Genomic DNA, 20,733 nt, shown 5'->3' on the forward strand with positions numbered 1-20,733 from the left:
CGCCCAGGTATGGAGCTTCGGCCGGCCTGCACCTCTGCCAGACGTAGCAGGGCGATCATAGGAGCGATTTCAGTTCCGGAGCTGCGTGAGTGACTTAGTGGTGGTCAATCGAGTTCGATCCAAGCTGGCGCAGGGTCGCTTGGCTTGTCCCACCCGCGCAACTCGACGTCCACGCCGGCATTGCGGAGCTTGTCCGAAAGGGAAGGGCTCACGAGCAGATGGTCCATTCGGAGGCCGGAGCTTCGATCGTAGCCGCCCCGGTATGAGAAGTTCCAGTAGGTGCTGCTTGCGTATCGGCTAACGGCAGCTCGTCTTACCTGGATCACCAAAAGCGGGCGGACTATTTTCCGCCAAGAATGCGCCATTCCGATTTTGCGATGGCAGGTGCTGCTCATTTTGACCGCAGCCACGGGCAGTTGCCCACTCTTAGGAAAAGACGCTTGGGGCAATCGCTCGCTCTCGCAGCTGTGAGCAAAGTTCGGTCCACGACGGATCAGAAACGAAACTGCTCAGACCTCCACAGGCATCAGCGAAAGGCATATCGCCGAAGCGGTCGATGACCTCCCTGGTTTCGCCTATGCTGCCCTTTCGGATTGACTCGAATGGATCCTCATCGCATTCAATGACGCGATGCCCCCAAGCTCCTGGCACATCATCGCTCGCGAGAGCGCGTCGAAGGTCCGCATCCATGTCTGCGGTCTCTAGAGCCCGACAAATGACGTAGCGCATCAGGGGATAGTAGACCGGCTGGTGACTGCCTCCGAGCGCGCGCACGCCGGGCAGGATCGACAGGACCAGAAACATAAGGAGCAGGTTGGGAATAAGGCTGCGGTTCGCCAGCCGCTCAATGATATCGGGAGCCGCGAAGCGAGCTACCTTCGTTCTGGTCGCCAGATTGATGAGTTCTCCACCCACCATGCGCAGCGGCAGGCGCTTTCCGTTTTCATAGTACCAAAAGAAATCGGTACCGCGCGCGAGCCAGCCACCCCAGGGGCCAGCCGCCAGCCTGTCGATCTCGTCAAGGATATTCAAAGCCAGCTTTGGGCTTTCATGTACTCGCCCAACAGACCCAAGCAGATCGAGTTCGTGACCCAGCACCTCAAGGAGGGTGGCATCTTCGTCTTCGTCGAAAAATTCAGGGCGGCCGATGAAAGCGACTACCAGCGTCGAGAGTACCAGAAGGATTATGGCTTCAAGGCGAGGTACTTTCCCCCGGACGAAATCGCAAAAAAGAAGACGGACGTCCTCGGGACCATGTTCAACAATGAGGTGACGCTGGCAGAGATGGCGCGCTCCGTAGGTGCGCATTTCAAGTACTGCACGATGACGTGGAACAGCGGCAATTTCTGCAGCCTTGCGGCGAGCAACAGCAAGGAAAATCTCGACCTCTACGCTTCACAGATGTCAGCGCCCGCCATTCCGCATGAATATGTCTACGAGACCAGCGTATCTGACGTAGCGACGATCGCCATAACGGACAATCCGATGTGACGCAGCCATGGGGTGGCAGCTGCGCGAGGCTCCAGGCGGGCAGGCGAGACTGTTGATCCGCCTGAGTGCCGCCTGTCCGCAATACGGATCCGATCGCATGGCGGTGGGACAGGCGCCTCCTGCAGCGATGGTCACGAAGCTCGAGGGACATGACGCGGAACGGGAACGCCATCCAGTTGCTGACCTATGCTTTTGCGGCCATGGATCACGGCAGCTTGCGTCAGGCCGCAAGAGCCCTGAGAGTCCAGGAATCCTCGGTCAGCCGCAACGTCGTCAAACTCGAACAGCTTCTCGACATGCAGCTGTTCGAGCGCGATGTGCGCGGCGTTCGCTTGACGAAGACAGGCCGCGCCTGGATCGAAAACGTGCGGGCTCACTACGACGGCCTGCTCGATGCTTTCGCCGAGGGTGTGCGCGATAACAAGGATGCCAAGACACTCAGGATTGGGCTGTGCTGGGTGACAGGAGGAGAATTCCTCAAACGCCTCATGGAGCGTTTCGGCAAGCTGTACCCGGACGTAAGGCTGACCATTGAGGATGTCCCATCGGGCCAATACCTTTCTGCAATACGCCGCAGGCGCTTCGACCTTATGTTCACACATCACATTGGCACCTCCAAATTCTGCAGCAGCGAAGTGTTCTGGCAAGAGCGCCTCTTCGTGCTCCTGCCGTCCTGTCATTCTCTTGTCGAGAGGCCGGTGCTCAGATGGTCCGACCTCGCGGACATGCCTCTGCTCGTCCCGGTTGGGGTGGAAGGGCCGCCGTCGGACCTGTGACCTGCTCGAACGCATTGCGGCCGATGGCGGGCCCGCCATTCATACGTGTCGCGCGAACCAGGCGACAGTCATCTTCCAGGTGGGACTGGGGCAAGGCGTCACTTTAGGCGCGGCGAGCTATGCCAGGACAGTCGCCACCGATTCTGCCCTGTGGAAGCCGCTTCGCGGGAAAAACAGCGTCAGTCCGATCAGGGGCGTGTGGCTAGAATCGAATCCAAAGCGTGCCGTCCTCCGGTTCGTCGGGCTCGCCAAGAACATGGCGGAGGGAAGTCCAAGACGGCGACGCGCGAAGCCCGCAAGGTTTATTCCGGGGGCTACGCCCAGCTAGGGTCAGGACTCATGATCCAAAAGACTGCAGCGAAAAGTCGACATACCTAGGTTAACCGCGCTCGGGTCGTGCGCGGTGTGGCCAGGAGAAGGCTGGTTTCGCTGCCTGTTATCCCGGCAATGAGCCGGATGCGGCGCAGCACCGCATCGAAATCAGTCAGCGAGGCGGTCCCAAGCTCGACAACCAGATCCCAGCGGCCATTGGTGGTATGGATAGTCGAAACTTCGGGGAAGCCCCCCAGCGTCCGGACCACGCGGTCGGCGGCATGCCCCTCGATCTCAATCATCATGATACCGCGAATGCGCTGGTCGACAGCGTCAGCGCGCAGCACCACCGTGTATCCGATGATGTCGCCGGACCGTTCCAACCGCTCCATACGTGCCCTGACCGTAGCGCGCGAGACGCCGAGATCGACGGCGAGATCCGACACGCTGCGCCGAGCGTCATGCCGAAGCAAGGTAACGAGCCGTTCGTCCAGCGCATCCATCGAGTTACCATTTTGACCAATTTTGCTGCCATTACAATTAAACATTGTTCCCGAATTGCCAATTCTGCCCGTTCATATCGCCGGCTCGCCATGGTCTCCTCGCGGGTTATAAGAACTTGGCCGCGGGAAAAAACAATGCGTTGCAAAATCGTCGGGGCGCCGGTGCAAGACGGCGCTGGCAGAATGGGATGTGAGATGGGCCGAGCGCGCTGAGAACCGCCGGACTTGTCGAGGTGCTGTCCAGCCTCGGCCATGCGGTGGAGGATATGGGCGCCGTCCAGGCAATCCCGGTAAGACGCGTCGTGCACCGCAACCTGGCGCTGAAGGCTCTGCCTGAAATCTCGGCGTGGACATCCGCCATTTCCGAGGCCGCCTATGCGGCGAGCGAAGATGCCATGCCGATCTTTCTCGGCGGCGATCATTCAGTCTCAGCAGGAACCGTATCGGGCCTTGCCCGCCGCGCCGCCGCGACCGGACGCCCGCTGTTCGTGCTGTGGCTGGACGCTCACCCGGACTTCCACACGCTCGACACCACCGCGAGCGGCAATCTGCATGGTGTTCCGCTCGCCTACGCCAGCGGCCAGCAGGGCTTCGCCGGTTATTTCCCGGATTTGCCGGCAGCGGTCGATCCGTCGCGTATCTGCACGATGGGACTTCGAAGTGTCGATCCGGCGGAGCGCAGGGCCCTCAACGAGGCAGGCGTGATCGTGCACGACATGCGCGCCATTGATGAGCATGGCATCGCGCCGCTGCTGCGGGACTTCCTGGCGCACGTGTCTGCGGAAGCCGGACTGCTGCATGTCAGTCTCGACGTCGACTTCCTCGATCCTTCGATCGCTCCGGCAGTCGGCACCACGGTTCCCGGAGGCGCGACGTTCCGCGAGGCGCATCTGGTGATGGAGATGCTGTCTGATAGCGGGCTCGTCTCCAGCCTGGACCTGGTCGAGCTGAATCCCTTTCTGGACGAGCGTGGCCGAACCGCGACGCTGATGGTCGACCTGACGGCCAGCCTGATGGGCCGCCGCATCATGGACCGCCCGACCCGCAGCCATTCCGGGAGCTTTTGATTATGACCACGGCAAAGCTGAACGTCGTACCCTTCGTCAGCGTCGATCGCATGATGAAGCTGGTGATCGCAATCGGCGTCGAGCGCTTCCTGACCGAGCTCGCCAGCTACATCGAGGAGGATTTCCGGCGCTGGAACCTGTTCGACAAGACGCCACGGATCGCCTCGCACAGCCATGACGGCGTTATCGAACTGATGCCGACAAGCGACGGGCGCCTTTACGGCTTCAAATACGTCAACGGCCATCCGAAGAACATGCGCCAGGGTTTGCAGACGGTCACCGCCTTCGGCGTACTTGCCGACGTCGGGAACGGCTACCCGATGCTGCTCACCGAAATGACCATCCTGACCGCCCTTCGCACCGCCGCCACGTCTGCGGTCGCCGCCAAGTACCTGGCGCCGAGCGGAACGCGCACTATGGCCGTCATCGGCAATGGCGCCCAGTCGGAATTCCAGGCGATCGCCTTCAAGGCGCTGACCGGCGTCGATACGCTGAAGCTGTATGACCTGGATCGGTCCGCGTCACAAAAATGCGCGAAGAACCTGGCTGGCATGGGCTTTGACATCACCATCTGTGGGACTGGACAGGAGGCGGTCGAAGGTGCGGGGATCATCACCACCGTCACCGCCGACAAGCAGTGCGCCACCATTCTCACCGACAACATGGTCGGTTCCGGCGTCCACATCAACGCCGTCGGCGGCGATTGCCCCGGCAAGACCGAACTGCACAGGGACATCCTGCTGCGCTCCGACATTTTCGTTGAGTTCCCGCCACAGACCCGCATCGAGGGCGAGATCCAGCAGCTGGATCCAAACCATCCCGTGACCGAGCTCTGGCAAGTGATTGCCGCCAAGGCGCAAGGCCGCCGAGACGCCAAGCAGATCACGCTGTTCGATTCAGTCGGCTTCGCGATCGAGGATTTTTCGGCGCTGCGCTATGTGCGCGACCAGCTGCAGGCGACCGGCCTCTATGAGGAACTCGATCTGTTGGCCGACCCCGACGAGCCGCGCGATTTGTTCGGAATGCTGCTGAGGGCGGCTCTGCAACCCGCTGCGTGAGGAATTTTGCCATTCGACGGGTCGGCGCAACCGATGGGAAGCCGACCTCAGCGGTCATTCCAAGTCAGCGGTCATTCCAAGTCAGCGGTCATTCACGACTGTCGCGGGATCTTTCATTCATATCGACTCATGACCGACTTCATGCGGCGGGGATGGCTCGCGCTCGTAGCGTAGCACCGGCTCGGCCAGCTCCAAGTCCGTCAGTCGCGAAAGTCCGCACGCGCAAGCACCCGGCTCACCGTTGCTGGCGAACGCCAACCTCATGCGCGATATCCTGACCGGTGAGACGCTGGCGCCGCAGCGCCACGATCCGCTCAACGATCGGCGGTTCGGTGGCGCTGGGGATTTGCTTGGGTCGCGACGAGCGGTCGGCCATGCCGGCCGGCCCTCAGCTTTATAGCGCTCGACCCAACGCGCCACGATCTTCGCCGTCACCGCATATTTCAACGCCGCTTGGGCTTGAGAAAGGCCGCCTTCTATCGCCGACAGCGCCATCTCCTCTCGACGCAGCGGCGTCAGACGGCCATTCTTATGGATGTTCATTCGGACCCTCCGGTGAATCTAGACTTGATAACTCCAGTCTTCACAGTCGGGCCGAATGGATGATCTATGGAAAGCTCACAACTAGATGACTGAGCAATTGCCTAGCGGCGCCTGCCTCTTAACCGCTGCACTACTTATCCTTCCTCTGCCTGCCACGGCCGCGCCGCTGTCAGGCGTCCCCTCTGTCATCGACGGCGACACCATCGAAATTCACGGGCAGCGAATTCGCTTGAACGGCATTGACGCGCCCGAAAGCGCGCAGCTGTGCCTTGACGCCGCCGGCAAGAAATATCCTTGCGGGCAAAAGGCATCTCTCGCGCTGGCGGACTTTCTCGAGGCGCATCGCCCGACATCCTGCATCGAGGTCGACCGCGACCAGTTCAGGCGCATGGTGGCCGTCTGCACGGCAGGCGGTGTCGATATCGGCGAATGGGTGGTCAAGAAGGGCTATGCGGTCGACTGGCCGAAATACGGTGCTGGCTTCTATGACAAGGCCGAGACTGACGCCAGGAAAGCCAAGTACGGCCCATGGGCAGGATCGTTCGACAGGCCTTGGAAATGGCGCAAGCAAATGACTGTCAACTAGGTCAGCCATTCGACGGAGATCGCGTCCTCCCGGCTCAAGCAGGGAGGGCGCGTTCGCGCGACTTGCGGTTGGCGGCTTCGAGGAAAACCGTGAAGGCTTCGATCTGGCGGATGCTCAGCCAGTTGCGGTTGTCGTAGCGAAGCAGCCGCTTCACTACATGCCCGCCGCGATTTTTTCAGGGCACCGGCAAGGCTTATCATGCTCGACCTCCTGCTGCCCGCCGCAAAACCGTCATATCCCGCAAAGCGTACAACGGAACGACGGTGTGTGTGAGCCGGCGTTAACGCGCCGGCTCACACAGTCGGAAGCTCATCAATAATTGCCGTTGTAGTAACGGTCGTCGCAAGGCGCGGTGTAGATGCGGCCGTAACGGTCCTGGTAGCGGCAGAGCTGGTCCTCCCGGCGCTGCGGGGTGGTGGCGGAGCCGACGACGGCGCCAAGCAGCGCGCCGCTGGCCGCGCCGATGACTGTGCTCTTAGTATTGCCGCCGATGGCCTGGCCGACGAGAGCACCGCCGGCGCCGCCCAATAGCGCACCCGTGGTGGCGCGCTGCTGGCCTTCGGTCTGCGACTGGCAGCCCGCGAGTGCCGCGGTGACCAGCACCGCTAAAATAGCCTTTCTAACGATCATGACTGGAACTCCTATGAAGCCCCGGGAACTGACAAGCGGGGGGCGATGGCCCGAGTGCGGCTGCATTGCGGCGGAACGGCGGCGCGCCGGCTCACGAAGTGAGACAAGGTTTGCCGGTAGTTGAAAGCCATGGTTTCCAAAGCGGAAAGCTAGCCGGACGGACGATTCGATAAACTGGACTGGAATTGCTATGCGCTGACCGCTAGGATTGACAATCGTCCCGATGGTGCAAGGCGATGGACAAGGTTGCTGCGGCCCGCGAATCTCCTAAGGAGAGGAGAAGGGTTCGCGCGGCTCAATATGTACGAATGTCCACCGAGCACCAGACTTATTCCCTTGAGAATCAGAAGGATGCAATCCGCAGTTATGCCGAGGTCATGGCGTACGATATCGTCGCCACCTATGAAGATCCCGGCCGTAGCGGGTTGCACATAGAAGGCCGGCCCGGCCTCAAGAAGCTGCTGTTCGACATTGAACACGGACTCGCCGACTACGAGACGGTCGTCGTTTACGACGTGAGCAGATGGGGCCGGTTCCAAAGCGTCGATGAAAGCGCTTCCTACGAATATCGATGTCAGATGGCGGGTGTACGGATCGAGTTTGCGCCGAGCAATTCGCGAATGATGGCACCGTCGGATCCGATGTACTCAAGGCCATAAAGCGCAGCATGGCTGCAGAGTACAGCCGGATGCTGTCACAGAGGGTCTTTTTGGGCCAGGTGAGGATGGCCCGCATGGGCTTCCACGTAGGCGGCATGCAGGGGCTCGGACTAAGGCGTCTGATGGTTGACCAGTTCAGACAGCCCAAACTCATCCTCGCCCGCTACGAACACAAGAATTTCCAGACAGACCGGGTGATCATCGTACCGGGGCCACCGGAAGAGATAGCCACTGTTCGATTGATCTTTCGCCTGTTTGTCCGGTCACGCAAAAACGAACCTCAAATCGCAAAATATCTGAATGACCGGGGGATCCTGAATGACTTCGGCCGGCCTTGGAAGCGCGAAGGCGTGCGCCGTGTCCTGACCAATGAGAAATATATCGGGAACAACGTTTGGAATAGACGATGCACCAAACTCAAAACCAAGGTTGTGTACAATCCCCCGGACCAATGGGTCAGAGCGGACAACGCCTTTGAACCTATCATCAGTCGCCAATTGTTCGACAAAGCACAGCAAATATTGAAATCGCTTTATCTTCACATGAGCGATGACGATATGCTGGCAGCCCTACGAAAACTCCACAAACGTCATGGGAAACTGTCTTATGACATCATTAACGCAGCGCCCGAATGCCCTTCGAGCTATCGCTATAGCGCGCATTTCGGAGGTCTGCTCGGTGCATACAAGCTGATCGGTTGCCTGCCGCCCAGAAAGTCTCATTTCATCGAAATTGACAGGCGCCTCAAGGCTATCCGCCATCGCGCAATGGAAGACCTGCTGGTCGCGATCGAACAGGTAGGCGGCCGAGCTTCCCAAGGCCCTGAAACGGAGCTCATCCGCATCAATGGCGAGTTGACCTTAGCGCTCGCGATCGCCCGGTGTCGCGTTTCGCATTCTGCCTATCCCCGCTGGTCTTCGAGGGCCGTGCGAGAGGCCAGGGCGGATATTTTCGTTTTGATCCGAATGCAGCCGGGCAATCTGATCATTCGCGATTACCTGATCGCTCCGACACACGAAATCTCTGAGTTTAAAGGAAATTTCCATGTCAACAATGGAATGAAGCTGGATGCGTTTCTTTTCCGATCACTAGATCCGCTCGTTGCGCTGGCTGAGCGAGCATTCGTAGGGAACGCCGCATGAAGGTGCGCCGCGTAGTTTTAGGCTTGGAAGCCGCCGACCTCATTTTGCAAAATAACCGCACAAGACACGCAGCGCTTTTGGAAAAGATGCACGAGCCCAACAGATGGTTCACCGGTCCATGGCTGTGCAAAACCTATCAGGCTGAATGCCAAAGAACGCGGGACATGATCGCCGAAGCGAGTATCTCTCGGCATCTGCTGGAGACGATCACAGAGGTGTTTCGATATCCGATTAAGCAGGAATCGTTCCGTCGCCTGCTATCGGCCGAAAGCCTGGCCTCTGTGCCGAAGGCCCTAACCGAAGGGCCTACTTTGAACCTGCTCGCGGACAGTTCAGCGCCAAGGCCGCTGGTCAATGGAGTTTCTCCCGAGGCTCTCGATCTTTTGCAGGATTGGAATGTGCCTCCACAGGTCTTCGCGTCCTTGCGCAAGATGGTTCCGGAAAGGCAGCTCAAAGCGGCAAGGCTCATGATCGCCCTGAAGAGAATGGGCTTCCACTATGCGCAACTCCTCTCAACGCTCACTCCGGCGTCGCAGTTGGCGGATCCCTCCGTGCCGAGAAAGAAGTTTGTCGGGGTGACAGCCGACCAGCTGGCCGCCATGGAAGCTGAGTTTGATTTGCTGAACGAAGAATTTCTGTACTGCGCAAGCCTTCGTGGCACCTGGGCGCTGGAGTTGATGGTGGCAAGGCTCTATCTCGACCGTCTGATGGAAAACGCACGGGTGGTCAGACACCTTGCGCGGGATTTCCCGGAGCAGCTCGGGAGGTTCCAATCGATACTGGACATTCCAGCAGGTGGGGAAGCTTTGACGAGCCAACCGGTAAAAACCGGGCTAAAGCGCACGCATTTCGTCTTTTAAGTTGACGCCTTCGGGCAAGATGCAGCCCGCTACTCATTGCGCCTCAGCCCTTCGGGCTTTACCATGGCATGATGCGAGCATTTTGTGCACCAGGCCCCAAAGTGTGCCACTCACGGAGGTCGCGAAGGGAAACATCCAAGCCGGCGTGAACGCTGCCATCGATGATCGTTTGCGGCGGAATCACGACCTGGCCTGGTGTGATGATCTTTTCCATGACATGGCGACTGTTGTAGTGGATCAGCAGCATGCCGGGGCGGCGCCGGATGGCTGCCTGCCAAGCGGCTGGCTGACCATGGCATCCGGAGACCGACACATGGTTTCGAGATGCGTCTTCTCATCTCGGTCCCAGATTCGATCCGGAAATTGTCTCCGGTCGTGTCTGCCATCTAGGGTCGCGCCTTGTGCCAGCCGCGAGAGAAGCCGTTGGAAACTGCCGCGCGCGCGAGCTCGCGCTCGATTTCGGCGTTCCTGGCCAGAATGTTCAGCAGTGCGATCACGGCGTCGCCGCGGCCACAGCAACGGCATGCTGCGCCGCCATTTCCAGTTCCGACATAGCTTCGCCGGTCGGCTCGTTTTGGCGCTTTCGCATCTATCCTCCAACCGACACGACGGTACGGCGACCCGGCCTACATGCTTGGGAGGCGTGTAGCGGTGCCGGCTGGCCACCGAGTGCCGTGAGAACGAATAAGGAACATTTTCCTTGCCCGTCAAGACGGATCGTGGAATCTATCCCGCATGAGCGACGAACCGACGAGCTTGCCGATGGCATGACGCCGGCGCCGCGAGAGCGCACCAGAGCGCTCGGCCACATCTGCGAGCAAACCCGTTGCGCGAAGCATGCCGGGCTCGGTTTTGCGCGGCCTCGTTAGGACCCACACTGGTTCTCTTGAGCACAAAAGGGACGGCGAGCAGTATCTATAGGAGACATGCCATGCTTTACATGGACGAAAGCCGTCAGCCTGAGTTGAACACAAACCTCGTCAGCGACCGGCCGGAAATCGAGAAGACCGTCAGGCGCGTGTGCAAGTTGCTGAACAAGCTGTCGCAGGACGGAGCGATTTATGCGCACGGCTGGGTCGGCGCCGAACTTATCAACAGCCTGGTCGGTGACGAGGAGAGGGCCATCGAGCTATCGCGGATCATCCAGCGACAGATCGAAAAAGAACTGCGATCGGTGCATAGCGCGAAGGGATCGTCGACCAACTAAATGGCGGCGGCCCGTTCGAGATCGCAACTAGTCGTGGTTATGGCTGTGGCGCAAGTCGGCGTTGCCGTGGTCTTCGGAGCGCGAATGTTTTGGTCCGGATAACTTGGCGGCTCTAAGCCGTGTCACCGGGGTGGCAAAATGCAAGTATTAGCACTTGCTTGACGAAGCCGTTGACCGCCCAGAATCATCGTATGGCTCAGGGCATCAAGATCGGCGATGAGGTCGCGATAACCGCAACCGTCCGGCGGCGGGTAACTGAGGACCACGTGAGCGTTTCCATCCCTTCTTATGGACAGCCGCATTCGATTGTCGATCAAACAGCGAAGGTGCAGAAGGGGCAGCACATCGAGCTGATTGGCAGCGTCACCCACATCGACGAAAGTCACGTGACGGTGAACCTAGGCATTCCCGTCACCCTCGATGCCGATGCCGTCAGACTGGTGACGCCCTATAAGCCGCCCACGCGGAAGACGCCACGGATGGATAAGGCCACATAGAAAGCCGCCATCAAGCGGGACGTCTCACCCGCCTGGAAATGGCCCGCAATAGGTCCGCTTCGTTCGTGGTCCCGGCATCGAAAACCTGGAACACTTCCCTAGCCAGGGATTCCCGTTGTTCCCTGTCTTTTTTGGCTAGGCGGCGCTCGCTACACAGCCGGTCAAACACCCGCTGGAGCTTATCCAGATCAGCGGGCCAGTAGACATTACTGTTGCTCGACCAAGACATTGCCGCCGACCTCGGCGCGGCTTTGAGAAGACACCATTGAGGCAGCAGGAACCCGCTCCAGAACGCTACACGGAGCGGGTTCCTATTCCTAATCCTGACCACAGGGCGGGCTCAGGCAAGCGCTGCTGCGGCCAATGGAATTGCTGAAAGGGTGTTGCCTGCCGCGGTGGGAACGCAAGTAGGTCTTCCGGATGGCACCACCGCCGAATGGAGGAACTCCTCGGCACGAACAGAGTTGCCGACGCCGGGACATGGCCGGATTGAACCGGAGCCGGTCAAAGGCAGAGGCAGGGTCTGACAAGGCCGTTGCGTCCCACCCTCGCCCTCTCACGAGAACCCCCCAGAGCGGGGTTCTGTTAAGGCGACGCATGCAGCTTGCGTGACCCACGGCATCGGCTCCCAACAGCGCATCGAGTATGATGGACATTGCGCTATCCTCCGTTGAACCTGACCATCAATGCACATCTCGGCGGGGCGCTTTTTGGCCTTCAGGTTCGATGGGAATTCCCCAGGTCTCTGCGTGGCTGAAGAGCCCGCACCGCTCGGGGCGGTGCGGGCCGACCAGAGATTGGGTCTTTGGTCAGCGACAGGCCGGTGCAACGCTGTCGCCGTTTGGTCAATTTTCAGCGACGGACAAGGTTCCGTGCTGCGAAAAAGCCGGCCACCTTTCGGCAGCGGGAGGGCTGGAGTGGTTGCGACGGGTTGACCGATTGAGGCCGAAGCTACGTCCAAAACTGTCGTGTTCTGGAAAGCGGTGGTCTATGCCCATCGCATTCGCGATTTGGGTGGTACGCAATTGGTCCATTTAATGATGTGATCCCTCCTCAACGTAGGTCAGGGCCGGCCGCAATAAACCCGCCGCCCCATTCACGGCAGCGGCGGGCGTCGCTAGGGATGAACCAAGGGACTGCCCGGGGCGGGGTGACCCAGGCTCATAGCAAGATGCAATTTCGGTGCCGAGTGAACTGTGCCGCCATTAAACACTAATGACAAAGCCGGCCGCGTGGCCGACGGACTTGGAGGTGACTGCAGCTGAGGAATTGACCACCGCATGCTCAACATGCCGTGCCAGACAAGGTTCCGAGCACCAAGCCGGCCGGGTCGGAACGGGCTCCGATCACTCAACCTGAATCGGTCAATGCCACGCCGGATCTCGGCGGAACCGGTGAACGCGTGATCGGCAATGCCGTGAAGGGATATCGGCAACAGAGATGGGGAGGAAGTTGACAGCATTTTCGCGGTCATGGTCGATGCTGTCGCCAACCTCGCCCGAGATGGAGGAGTCTCGTGACACTTCGGCGGAACGGGTGACGACTTCGAGTGTTCTTACTGGCGGCAACAAAAGGAGCAACGTCATGGCGGCACCCCGAGCGGTTTGGAAGGGCTTCCTGAAGGTCGGGTCGGTTTCGTGCGGCGTGAAGATTGTCGGTGCGACCAGCGAGGCCTCCAAGATCCACTTCAAGATTTTGAACCGCGAAGATGGCCTGCCTGTCAAAAGCGCGTATGTGGATGAAGAGACCGGGGATGTCGTCGAGAGCCAGGACCAGGTTAAGGGTTATGAGGTGGACAAGGACCATTTCATCAATATCGAGCCTGACGAGATCAAGAAACTCAAGCTGACATCGGCCCACACTCTCGAGGTGGATTCATTTGTCGCGATCGAAGACATCGACACCCGATATCTGGAAAAGCCCTATTACCTGATCCCGGCGGACGGTGCCTCCCTCGAAGCCTTTTGCGTTCTTCGCGACGCGATGGCGAACAAGCGCGTGGCTGCGCGCTCTTGCGTGGTGCTCTACCAGCGCGGGCGCGAGGTGCTGATCCAACCTTTCCAGAAGGGGATGCTGCTGACCGAATTGCGCGCTCACAGCGAGATGACGTCGGAAAAGACCGTGTTTGAGGGCTTGAAAAGCCATAAATACGACGAAGACCTTCTTGAGATAGCCGAACTGTTGATCGACAAGAAAGTCACCAAGTTCGACCCGTCGAAATTCGAAGACACATATGAGGACGCGTTAATCGCCATGATCGACGCCAAGCGCAAAGGCAAAGCGCCGCCCAAGCCGGTGCCCGCACCAAAAGAGAATGTCGTCGATCTGGCCTCGGTCCTTCGCAAGAGCCTGGCCAAGGAAGGCATCAAGGGCGGCGCCAAAGCCAAGAGCCGAAAGTCGGCGTAGAAATGCTGGCGCTTGTCAAGCGTCCAGGTCTTCGTTCTGTTCCTGGAAGAACGCCGAAGGGGCTCCCATGTGCAATGACTACGAGCAGCACGTCCTCTGGGCCGAATATTGCCGGATGATGGCCTCGCTGACGTTGAAGATCCCGAACCATCAGACCGAACTCGATCTGCCGCAGGCAGACGACATTCGCATCAACGACCCAGCTCCAATTATGCGTGCCGGCGGCGGCGTCATAGAACTTGCATCGATGACGTTCGGGTTCCCGCCATCAGGACCGAAAAGGGGACCGGTGTTCAATTTCCGCTCGGAAGGCAGGCAATTCGCAAACAGCAACCGGTGTCTGGTCCCGGCGTCTGCATTCTTCGAATTCACTGGCATCAAGTATCCAAAGGCCAAACATCGGTTTACGCTCAACGGCGCTCCGTTTATGGCGATTGCCGGCTTATGGCGTGAGGGCACCGGCAACAAGCCGCCGACCTTCACGATGCTCACGACCGATCCTGGGGCGGACGTTGCGCCATATCACAACCGCCAGGTGGTTGTGCTCAAGCCTGAAAATTGGCGGGCTTGGCTCGATCTTACAAAGCCCGAGGCCGAACTCTTGCGGCCGCTTTCGGCCGGGGCGCTCTCGGTGGAGACTGTGCGGCCCGAAAGCGCGTGACACGGCGGCGCCTATTCCATCTCTGGCACATCGCCACTGACGAATAGCGTTGTGGGCGGACCGTAATCGCCTAGTGCAGGGTCGGCATCTCGGCTCCAGGCGATCACGCCAATATGCTTCGAGGCGAGCCCCTTGGCCATCCTGATCGCGCGCTCCTCGCTTTGCTGATCAGTCGGGCCATAGGCCGTGAACATTTCGCCATCTTCACCGCGGTCGAAGGCCACGACAACGATGAGTTTCGGCTTTTTCTGGGAAGGCAGGCCGTGGTCGGACATCAATCCACCAACTCAAGGAATTGATAGTTCTCCGGCACCGCATCACTTGGCCAGTCAGCGCAGCAGGCTATGATTGCCGCCTTATTGGGGTCCATCCAGATCGCCGCCGCTACATCCTCGTCCTTCGAGGGTGCTTCATCGTCGTCAAAACTGGAATCGTCCCAGTTTTCGAGCGCGAACATCCCATCCGTTGCCTCTTCCGCGGATATTCCCGCTGCGGCAAGGACAGCTTTGGCCGCTTCGATGCCGCGTTGCTTCTCTTCCGGCGAAGCGCCTTTGATTTCCAGCTGAAGCCTCATCACTCGCCTCCCGCGGCCAATCTGGTCAACAGTGAACGAAATAAGAACAAAAAGTCAAGAGCGGCCTTGACGAGGCAGGAATAGATTCCTTATTCCTGAAAGACATATGAGCAGGAAAGGCTATGGGAAAGCGCCAGAACGCGCCGGGCGGCGAAGCTATGTCGGATTTGGAAACCGCGGTGCAGCAGGCCATCGCTGCGGCGGGCGGCGATTGCGTAGTCGCACTGCTGCACGTTCTATCCAGGAAAACTGAACTCGAACGTGAGCTCGCGCTGTCGCGCGCGGCAGTTTCCAACGGCTTCTCTCGCGGCTGGCACAGGGGACGCGACCTGATGGCGAATACGGCCGAGGACAATTTCCGCATCGAAGTCTGGGACAGGGAGGAAAAGACCCATCTCGAAACAATTTCAACGTCCCCGGATGCGACAGTCAGCCAAGCCGCCTGGCAGGCTGCAATTCGCCGTCGACCCGGCATGCTGCTGATCCACTACAACAGCCGGCATGTCATGGAAAGAATCTTGACGCCTGGGGAGGTGAAGATCCCGCCACAGGCAATTGTCGACGGAAGCATTCATGCCGGTCTGGACGTCTCACTCGGGGACTTACGCGAATGGCACAAGCTGCGGGCGTGGTGCAAGACTTGCTCTCATCACGCCGAGGTGAAGGCGGCCGCGCTGATCGGGCGATACGGGAAGGCCGCGCTATTCAGTACCGTTGAGCGGGCGCTTCTCTGCACGAACTGCGATCGAGGTGGCCCAGTGAGATTGGAAATCCACAAACTTCCCCGGAACTGAGAGGATGTTCAAAATGCACGATCTGATCACTTTCTTCCAGACCAATGCGACTCTGGTGATCGCCAACCCTATAGCCTTTATGACTTTCGCAGTTCTTTTTGGAGGCGGAGGGTTCATCGTTGGCCGCTACTTTTTGACAGAGCGCATTGCAAACTTGGAAAGCCGGATCGCAAGGCGTGATGACGAAATCGAAGCCCTGAAAATTGGACGTAAGCGCAAGCCTGAAGAGCCGTCACTGATCCCAATAAAAGGCACTTCGGCAATTGAGAACGATGCTATGCCGCTGTTGGGACAATGGCCGGATCGGCGCCGGCCAGGAACACTGTCTGCGCCACCACGTCAGCGACGCGGCTAACCATCTGGTTGTTTAGGCTCGGTCGCCCTTAAATTCTGAAAGGGCCTGCGGGGAATTTCTGCGCGAGATATCGAACGACGCGCACATTGTTTATCAGGAAGCTTCGCGAACCTTTGCCGTTGCAGTAATCGAAGCCGACCGCAACTGACCGCCACCAGGTCCGAATGGACGACCTCCTGAAAGCTCACATCTACCGTACAAATTGGATGGTTGGGTAAGACGAACAAAGTCTGCAGACGATCCCTTGCTTTCCGGCCATTCGCGCAACCAGAGTACGAAGCTTCTAGCCATCGTGATGACCGGCGTGCCGCCGACAATTTTTGCTCAGCGGTCAGGTTTAAAGAAGCATTGAATTTCCTCAGCCCAGGCCGTGTACTTATTAACCAAGCGTCATGTGAGTGGTGACGACATCCCGCTTTGCTCCTCTAGCGACGAAGTTCGTGCGGCAGGGCAGTATGTCGCGGTGGGCCAACAGCGGAAGTTCCTTGCTATGTTTGAGGGAGAGCCCTCACTCGTGCTATTGAAATGCACCACCTCTTCGCTTCCATTTTCCCGGGCGGAACATCTATGGCGCGCGTTGCTCGAGTCGATTTGCCGCAACGTTCGGTGCTTGAGCCGCTCTACGCCAAGGCGGGATTCGCTGACGCATTCGCGATCGATCTGCCGAGCAATGCGACGGGCGATGCCGAGCGCCTCGCCGCCCATATGCTTACGGGTCAGGCGCGGTGGGTTGGCTGGCTATAACTATAAGGCACAAATTGGTTGCGGGGTTTGGCCTTAAGACATCGTCTGAGTTGCGCGATGACGTTGCGACCGACAGGATCGATTTCTTCCGGGTCTACGATCGGCGCCGTCATGAGATTGTTCTTGGCGAGGACGATCGCCATCTCGACTTCCGTTTGTCCGTTTTGGTCGAAGAGTCCGCTTCGTGCCGCCGACTCGTCGCTACAACGGTCGTGACCTTCAATCATTTGGGAGGGCAAGCCTATATTGCGGGAATTGCGCCTTTCCATCGCCTGATCGTAAAGTCGTCTTTGCGTCGAGCCGAGCGATCGGGCTGGGTCAACTGTGAGGTGGTGCGCCGCCGGCCTGGATCATGGCGACTCTCGAGGTCCTTCGCCTTGCGTTCAAAGCGTCGCGTAGTCGTTGCCGTGTTGCTCAATTAGGTTGTGATGGCCGAGAACAACATTGCCTTCCGCTCCCAAGCGGCAACGGTACGGTAAATGTGGCACGATGTGGAGCGGCGCGCGGCGACCCACGGGCGCCGCCTTCGGCTTCCAGCGTGGGCCGTAGCGCCGCACCTCGGCGGGAACCCGCCTGGGTGAGACGCGCATTCCAAGCGCGCGCCGGCTGTAAACCCCCCGGGACTACCGTTTTCCCCCGCTTCCTTATTCTTGCAAGGAACCAATCGATGCATTCCACGTTGTCACCGTTGCGGCGAGGTGCATCCTTGGCCGCGGGGGCGGATTCATTAGATAAACAACATTTGCAAACCGCTGGGGTGGGAGTGGCAATGTGAGCGTGCAGGCATCAAGAAAGCAATTAGATCGCCGACAAGTTCTCAATTCCTTGAAAGCATTCAGACGGGGAGACTTCTCGGTCCGCATCGATAATGTTTATGAGGGTATAGACTCCGACATCGCCGAGACCTTCAACCAGATCGTCGAACTGAACGATCAGGTGACACGCGAGTTCGAACGCCTGAGCAGGGTGGTGGGCAAGGATGGCCGGATCGGCGAGCGCGGCCATGTTCGCAATGCTACTGGCAGTTGGGAATCCAGCGTCCGGTCAGTCAACGACCTCATCGAAGACATGGTCCAGCCCACGGCGGAAGTGGCCCGCGTCATCGGCGCCGTTGCGAAGGGCGACCTGTCTCAAGCGATGATGGTCGAAATCGATGGCCGACCGCTGCGTGGCGAGTTCCTGCGCATTGGCAAGATTGTCAACACTATGGTCGGGCAACTGGCCTCTTTTGCATCGGAGGTGACGCGTGTCGCGCGCGAGGTAGGCACTGAGGGAAAGTTGGGTGGACAGGTCCGTGTGAAGGGCGTGGCTGGCACATGGAAGGACCTGACCGACAACGTCAACGCTATGGCCACCAATCTCACTGGGCAGGGGCGCAACATTGCCGAAGTGACCACAGCAGTCGCCTCCGGTGATTTGTCAAAGAAGATCACGGTCGATGTCAAAGGCGAAATCCTCGAACTCAAGAAAACCATCAACACGATGGCGCCCAGTTTGTGGGGTTCTAGAAGCTTTTCGAACTTTCTGCCTCGCGTATTCCCGCGAAGCTTTGGCATGGAGGCCCTAACCCGCTGCGACGACTTTCTCTACGTCGCGTTGTTGCAACGGTCATCAGCAGCGAGCTTTCGGAAAATCGGCATGGGCGCAGAAACCAGCCCACGCAACGTACACCGATAACATGCGTTCTATTGGCAGAGCAGTCGCCGATCTGAGGATCAGCTTCATGCGCAGACAAAGCCGGAGGCGATTGGGATGACTAAGTTCAGAGAAGCCCTCGAGCGCGGCAAGACAGCCTACCACCAGCAAGAGCAGGATGCGAATGTCCCAGTGACGGACTTTGCCACCAAAGCCAGTGCTTGGCTAAACGATGTCGTTGTTGCCTCGTTAGAAGCGGCCAAGGCCGAGGTGGCGGGCGAGATGACGATCGATATAGACACGGCACCGCGGCGCCGTGGCAGAGTGTTAACGCCCGCTGTTCGGTTCCAAATCTTCCGAAAACCAGGATTGAAAAAGACGGCCAGAAGGGCATTCACCGTCAACGTTCAGCTAAGTGGAGAGGTGTCGGTTTCTTCACCGGGTATGGTGGCCGAGGCTGTTGGAAATCTGGGGGATAGGTCTGGGGAGAGGTTTCGCAATCTCGTCGTCAAGCTGATCGAAGACGTCGCCAGGGGCATGTGACGGGGGAATACCCATGAAAGGCGTGCCGCTGCAGTGAGAACCATTAGCCCCGAGTTCGTCGCAGATTCGTTCCCTGGCGACCGGAGCCGATTTGGAAAGCTTTGAGGTAGTACGTACCCGGCGCATTGGGTCACGATTTCGAAGGAATGTCCGCCTCACCGTAGCGGCAGTTCGCGCCGCCTCAGAGACCAAGGCTCGGTAGGCGCTGACCGAGAGTTTCATCAATCCGGCGCGGTCACAGATCTAAAGCGCGCCCGCTGAGGGACCGTTTCTAGAGCCGCTCCACATTCAGAATAAATTCCTACTGTCTAGGGCGCTGTCGATTAAGGACACTGCGGATCGGTTGTGGCCTCCCGACCGAAGCCGACCGCGACGATCTCCGGCTCTACCTCCTCTTCCAAAAATTCTCCATGGACAGGTAGGTGAACGACGCTGTCCAGCTTAACAGCACCAGGCCGGTGAGTGCCTCTGAAGAGGCAATCAGTCGCATCGGACCCTCGGCCCTGATGTCACCGACTCCCAGCGTTGTATAGTTGGTGATGGAGAAATACAGGAAGTCGATCCAGCCATCGGAGATTTTTCCGACGATTTCGCCTAACAGGCCGCAGCTATGAAGGCCCCAGAAGACGAAACCGTAGAACGTAATCTCGACAGTATGCGCGGCAAGCGCTCCAAAAATAACGATCAGCAATCGTCCTCGGCTCGGAAATCCGCCGATCTCGGCTGACCGGGCCGAGCTCGCGACCATTTTGAAAGCCTCGTAGTGGACGAGAACGCACGCGATTGCCAGAACGAGCGATACGAGACTGACTGCGATGACGTTCATTATGGGTGCACCGTTTGAGGAAGGCTTCGTGTTGATCGCCCAAATCGGTGCCTGTGTGAAGGTCTGGTTTTCTGCGGCGCGGCTGATTGGCTCGTCCGGCTCGCCCCCAGGCCGCGGACAAGCGTTTGCCCGCAACGGTATTTCTTGCCGGCGTCGATACGATCGAGATCCATGGCAACGAATTCGCTTCAATGGAATTGACGCGCCAGAGAGCGCTCAACTTTGGCCTGGACGGCAGGCAGAGGAAGGATAAGTAGCGCAATGTCGTGTAGGGAATGAAGACAGATCCTCAAAGTGAACTTCAGCGGCATGAGATGCCTTGGCAGCTGCTTCGGCAGGTGTTGGTGGGTTGCCGAGCTTCATGCCGGTGGTCTTGCGCGAGGCAAGGGCGGCCTTGGTCCCGAGATCAGCCGCCGCTCCTTCTCGGCAAGCGCTGCGTAGAGGTGCAGCATGAACGGATCGGCATCTGCGCCAAGTTCAGCCACGATGAACGGAACACGTTGCACCCTAAGCCCAGGGATGAAGGCAACGTTGCGCGACAATCGATCGAGCTTAGCAACAATGACCGGGCATTTGGCCCGGCGCGCGAGGGCGAGGGCCGCTGTCAGTTGAGGCCGGTGGTCGAGAGCATCCGAGCCTTTGCCCGTTTCGATCTCGGTAAACTCATCGACGATCGCAATGCCGTCGGCTTCCGTGCAGCGAGCCACGGCGGCACGCTGCGCCTCGATGCTAAGGCCTGACCGGCCCTGCCTATGAGTTGACAACCGATAGTACGCGACGGCGCTCGACATGGCTCAAACGTCCTGGGTGCCCTCGACAGCATGCGAGGCCATTGCCGGTGATGCTTTTCTGCTCGGTCAGTCC

Annotated in this window: 22 protein-coding genes and 3 pseudogenes; 17 read left to right on the plus strand and 8 right to left on the minus strand. The window is 59.0% G+C overall.

All coding sequences use genetic code 11. The features are described from left to right. The first annotated feature begins 750 nt into the window (after positions 1–750). A complete protein-coding gene (locus FJ492_RS28700) occupies positions 751–1,491 on the plus strand; it encodes a hypothetical protein (RefSeq protein ID WP_181166632.1) in 741 nt (246 codons plus the stop codon). A gap of 176 nt (positions 1,492–1,667) precedes the next feature. Next, complete coding sequence (locus FJ492_RS10645) at positions 1,668–2,267, plus strand: LysR family transcriptional regulator (RefSeq protein WP_181166633.1); 600 nt, start codon at positions 1,668–1,670, stop codon at positions 2,265–2,267. A gap of 374 nt (positions 2,268–2,641) precedes the next feature. On the opposite strand, the gene FJ492_RS10650 is transcribed toward FJ492_RS10645, so the two are convergent. Then, positions 2,642–3,082, minus strand: coding sequence for an Lrp/AsnC family transcriptional regulator (locus tag FJ492_RS10650; RefSeq protein ID WP_140508126.1), 441 nt, complete (start codon positions 3,080–3,082; stop codon positions 2,642–2,644). Positions 3,083–3,217: 135 nt separating this feature from the next. On the opposite strand from FJ492_RS10650, the pseudogene rocF reads away from it, so the two are divergent. Further along, positions 3,218–4,149: pseudogene (gene rocF, locus FJ492_RS10655) on the plus strand (arginase). A 2-nt stretch (positions 4,150–4,151) separates the two neighbouring features. Then, positions 4,152–5,207, plus strand: a complete 1,056-nt coding sequence (locus FJ492_RS10660; protein ID WP_140747053.1) for an ornithine cyclodeaminase — start codon at positions 4,152–4,154, stop codon at positions 5,205–5,207. Positions 5,208–5,363: 156 nt separating this feature from the next. Here the strand turns inward: FJ492_RS10660 and FJ492_RS10665 are convergent. Continuing rightward, a pseudogene (locus FJ492_RS10665) lies at positions 5,364–5,750 on the minus strand (leucine zipper domain-containing protein); the annotation flags it as partial. A 229-nt stretch (positions 5,751–5,979) separates the two neighbouring features. Here FJ492_RS10665 and FJ492_RS10670 point away from each other — a divergent pair. Continuing rightward, a complete protein-coding gene (locus FJ492_RS10670) occupies positions 5,980–6,336 on the plus strand; it encodes a thermonuclease family protein (protein WP_246675973.1) in 357 nt (118 codons plus the stop codon). A gap of 312 nt (positions 6,337–6,648) precedes the next feature. Here FJ492_RS10670 and FJ492_RS10680 read toward each other — a convergent pair whose 3' ends face one another. Next, a complete protein-coding gene (locus tag FJ492_RS10680; protein ID WP_140508130.1) occupies positions 6,649–6,966 on the minus strand; it encodes a YMGG-like glycine zipper-containing protein in 318 nt (105 codons plus the stop codon). A 236-nt stretch (positions 6,967–7,202) separates the two neighbouring features. Between FJ492_RS10680 and FJ492_RS29135 the strand changes: the two genes are divergently transcribed. From FJ492_RS29135 to FJ492_RS10690, 3 genes are all read left to right on the plus strand, one after another. Beyond that, positions 7,203–7,625, plus strand: a complete 423-nt coding sequence (locus tag FJ492_RS29135) for a recombinase family protein (protein WP_246675980.1) — start codon at positions 7,203–7,205, stop codon at positions 7,623–7,625. A gap of 74 nt (positions 7,626–7,699) precedes the next feature. Continuing rightward, positions 7,700–8,767 carry a recombinase family protein gene (locus tag FJ492_RS10685; RefSeq protein WP_246675981.1) on the plus strand — a complete coding sequence of 356 codons (1,068 nt, stop codon included), beginning with the start codon at positions 7,700–7,702 and terminating at the stop codon, positions 8,765–8,767. Beyond that, positions 8,764–9,627: a plasmid partitioning protein RepB C-terminal domain-containing protein gene (locus FJ492_RS10690; protein WP_140769868.1), complete on the plus strand. Its 864-nt coding sequence runs from the start codon at positions 8,764–8,766 to the stop codon at positions 9,625–9,627. The genes FJ492_RS10685 and FJ492_RS10690 overlap by 4 nt, the downstream gene beginning before the upstream one ends. A gap of 58 nt (positions 9,628–9,685) precedes the next feature. Here FJ492_RS10690 and FJ492_RS29140 read toward each other — a convergent pair whose 3' ends face one another. Continuing rightward, on the minus strand, positions 9,686–9,874 hold the full coding sequence (locus FJ492_RS29140; protein WP_246675982.1) for a hypothetical protein: 189 nt from the start codon (positions 9,872–9,874) through the stop codon (positions 9,686–9,688). A 684-nt stretch (positions 9,875–10,558) separates the two neighbouring features. Between FJ492_RS29140 and FJ492_RS10705 the strand changes: the two genes are divergently transcribed. From FJ492_RS10705 to FJ492_RS10725, 4 genes are all read left to right on the plus strand, one after another. Beyond that, positions 10,559–10,834 carry a hypothetical protein gene (locus FJ492_RS10705; protein ID WP_140769870.1) on the plus strand — a complete coding sequence of 92 codons (276 nt, stop codon included), beginning with the start codon at positions 10,559–10,561 and terminating at the stop codon, positions 10,832–10,834. Positions 10,835–11,025: 191 nt separating this feature from the next. Continuing rightward, entirely contained in the window at positions 11,026–11,331 is a 306-nt protein-coding gene (locus tag FJ492_RS10710) for a hypothetical protein (RefSeq protein ID WP_140769872.1), read from the plus strand. Positions 11,332–12,915: 1,584 nt separating this feature from the next. Continuing rightward, complete coding sequence (locus tag FJ492_RS10720) at positions 12,916–13,737, plus strand: Ku protein (protein WP_140508204.1); 822 nt, start codon at positions 12,916–12,918, stop codon at positions 13,735–13,737. 67 nt (positions 13,738–13,804) lie between these two features. Next, complete coding sequence (locus tag FJ492_RS10725) at positions 13,805–14,398, plus strand: SOS response-associated peptidase (RefSeq protein WP_140769874.1); 594 nt, start codon at positions 13,805–13,807, stop codon at positions 14,396–14,398. 11 nt (positions 14,399–14,409) lie between these two features. Here the strand turns inward: FJ492_RS10725 and FJ492_RS10730 are convergent, their stop codons facing one another. Together FJ492_RS10730 and FJ492_RS10735 are read right to left on the minus strand one after the other, a co-directional pair. Beyond that, positions 14,410–14,673: a hypothetical protein gene (locus FJ492_RS10730; protein WP_140769876.1), complete on the minus strand. Its 264-nt coding sequence runs from the start codon at positions 14,671–14,673 to the stop codon at positions 14,410–14,412. Further along, on the minus strand, positions 14,673–14,972 hold the full coding sequence (locus FJ492_RS10735) for a hypothetical protein (RefSeq protein ID WP_140769878.1): 300 nt from the start codon (positions 14,970–14,972) through the stop codon (positions 14,673–14,675). Before FJ492_RS10735 ends, FJ492_RS10730 begins: the two co-directional genes overlap by 1 nt. Before the next feature lie 122 nt (positions 14,973–15,094). Here FJ492_RS10735 and FJ492_RS10745 point away from each other — a divergent pair, with 122 nt between their 5' ends. The 5 genes and pseudogenes from FJ492_RS10745 to FJ492_RS10765 all read left to right on the plus strand — a co-directional run bounded on the left by FJ492_RS10745 (position 15,095) and on the right by FJ492_RS10765 (position 19,043). Next, on the plus strand, positions 15,095–15,766 hold the full coding sequence (locus tag FJ492_RS10745; protein ID WP_246675983.1) for a hypothetical protein: 672 nt from the start codon (positions 15,095–15,097) through the stop codon (positions 15,764–15,766). A gap of 13 nt (positions 15,767–15,779) precedes the next feature. Then, the gene (locus tag FJ492_RS10750) at positions 15,780–16,121 is read left to right on the plus strand and encodes a hypothetical protein (RefSeq protein ID WP_140769880.1); all 342 of its coding nucleotides are present in this window, start codon (positions 15,780–15,782) and stop codon (positions 16,119–16,121) included. A 725-nt stretch (positions 16,122–16,846) separates the two neighbouring features. Beyond that, positions 16,847–17,287, plus strand: coding sequence for a DUF2867 domain-containing protein (locus tag FJ492_RS10755; RefSeq protein WP_246675985.1), 441 nt, complete (start codon positions 16,847–16,849; stop codon positions 17,285–17,287). A 355-nt stretch (positions 17,288–17,642) separates the two neighbouring features. Beyond that, positions 17,643–18,350 (plus strand): annotated as a pseudogene (locus FJ492_RS10760) (HAMP domain-containing protein); the annotation flags it as partial. Positions 18,351–18,617: 267 nt separating this feature from the next. Continuing rightward, positions 18,618–19,043 carry a hypothetical protein gene (locus FJ492_RS10765; protein WP_140769883.1) on the plus strand — a complete coding sequence of 142 codons (426 nt, stop codon included), beginning with the start codon at positions 18,618–18,620 and terminating at the stop codon, positions 19,041–19,043. Between the two features lie 385 nt (positions 19,044–19,428). On the opposite strand, the gene FJ492_RS10770 is transcribed toward FJ492_RS10765, so the two are convergent. Further along, the gene (locus FJ492_RS10770; RefSeq protein WP_140714524.1) at positions 19,429–19,869 is read right to left on the minus strand and encodes an ion channel; all 441 of its coding nucleotides are present in this window, start codon (positions 19,867–19,869) and stop codon (positions 19,429–19,431) included. Between the two features lie 359 nt (positions 19,870–20,228). Further along, positions 20,229–20,660 (minus strand): recombinase family protein, encoded by a 432-nt coding sequence (locus FJ492_RS10775; protein WP_348641907.1) that lies wholly within the window; start codon positions 20,658–20,660, stop codon positions 20,229–20,231. Positions 20,661–20,733 lie beyond the last annotated feature (73 nt).

Origin of the sequence: Mesorhizobium sp. B2-5-4 (genome assembly GCF_006441095.1) — a bacterium.
Classification (GTDB): Bacteria; Pseudomonadota; Alphaproteobacteria; order Rhizobiales; family Rhizobiaceae; genus Mesorhizobium; species Mesorhizobium salmacidum.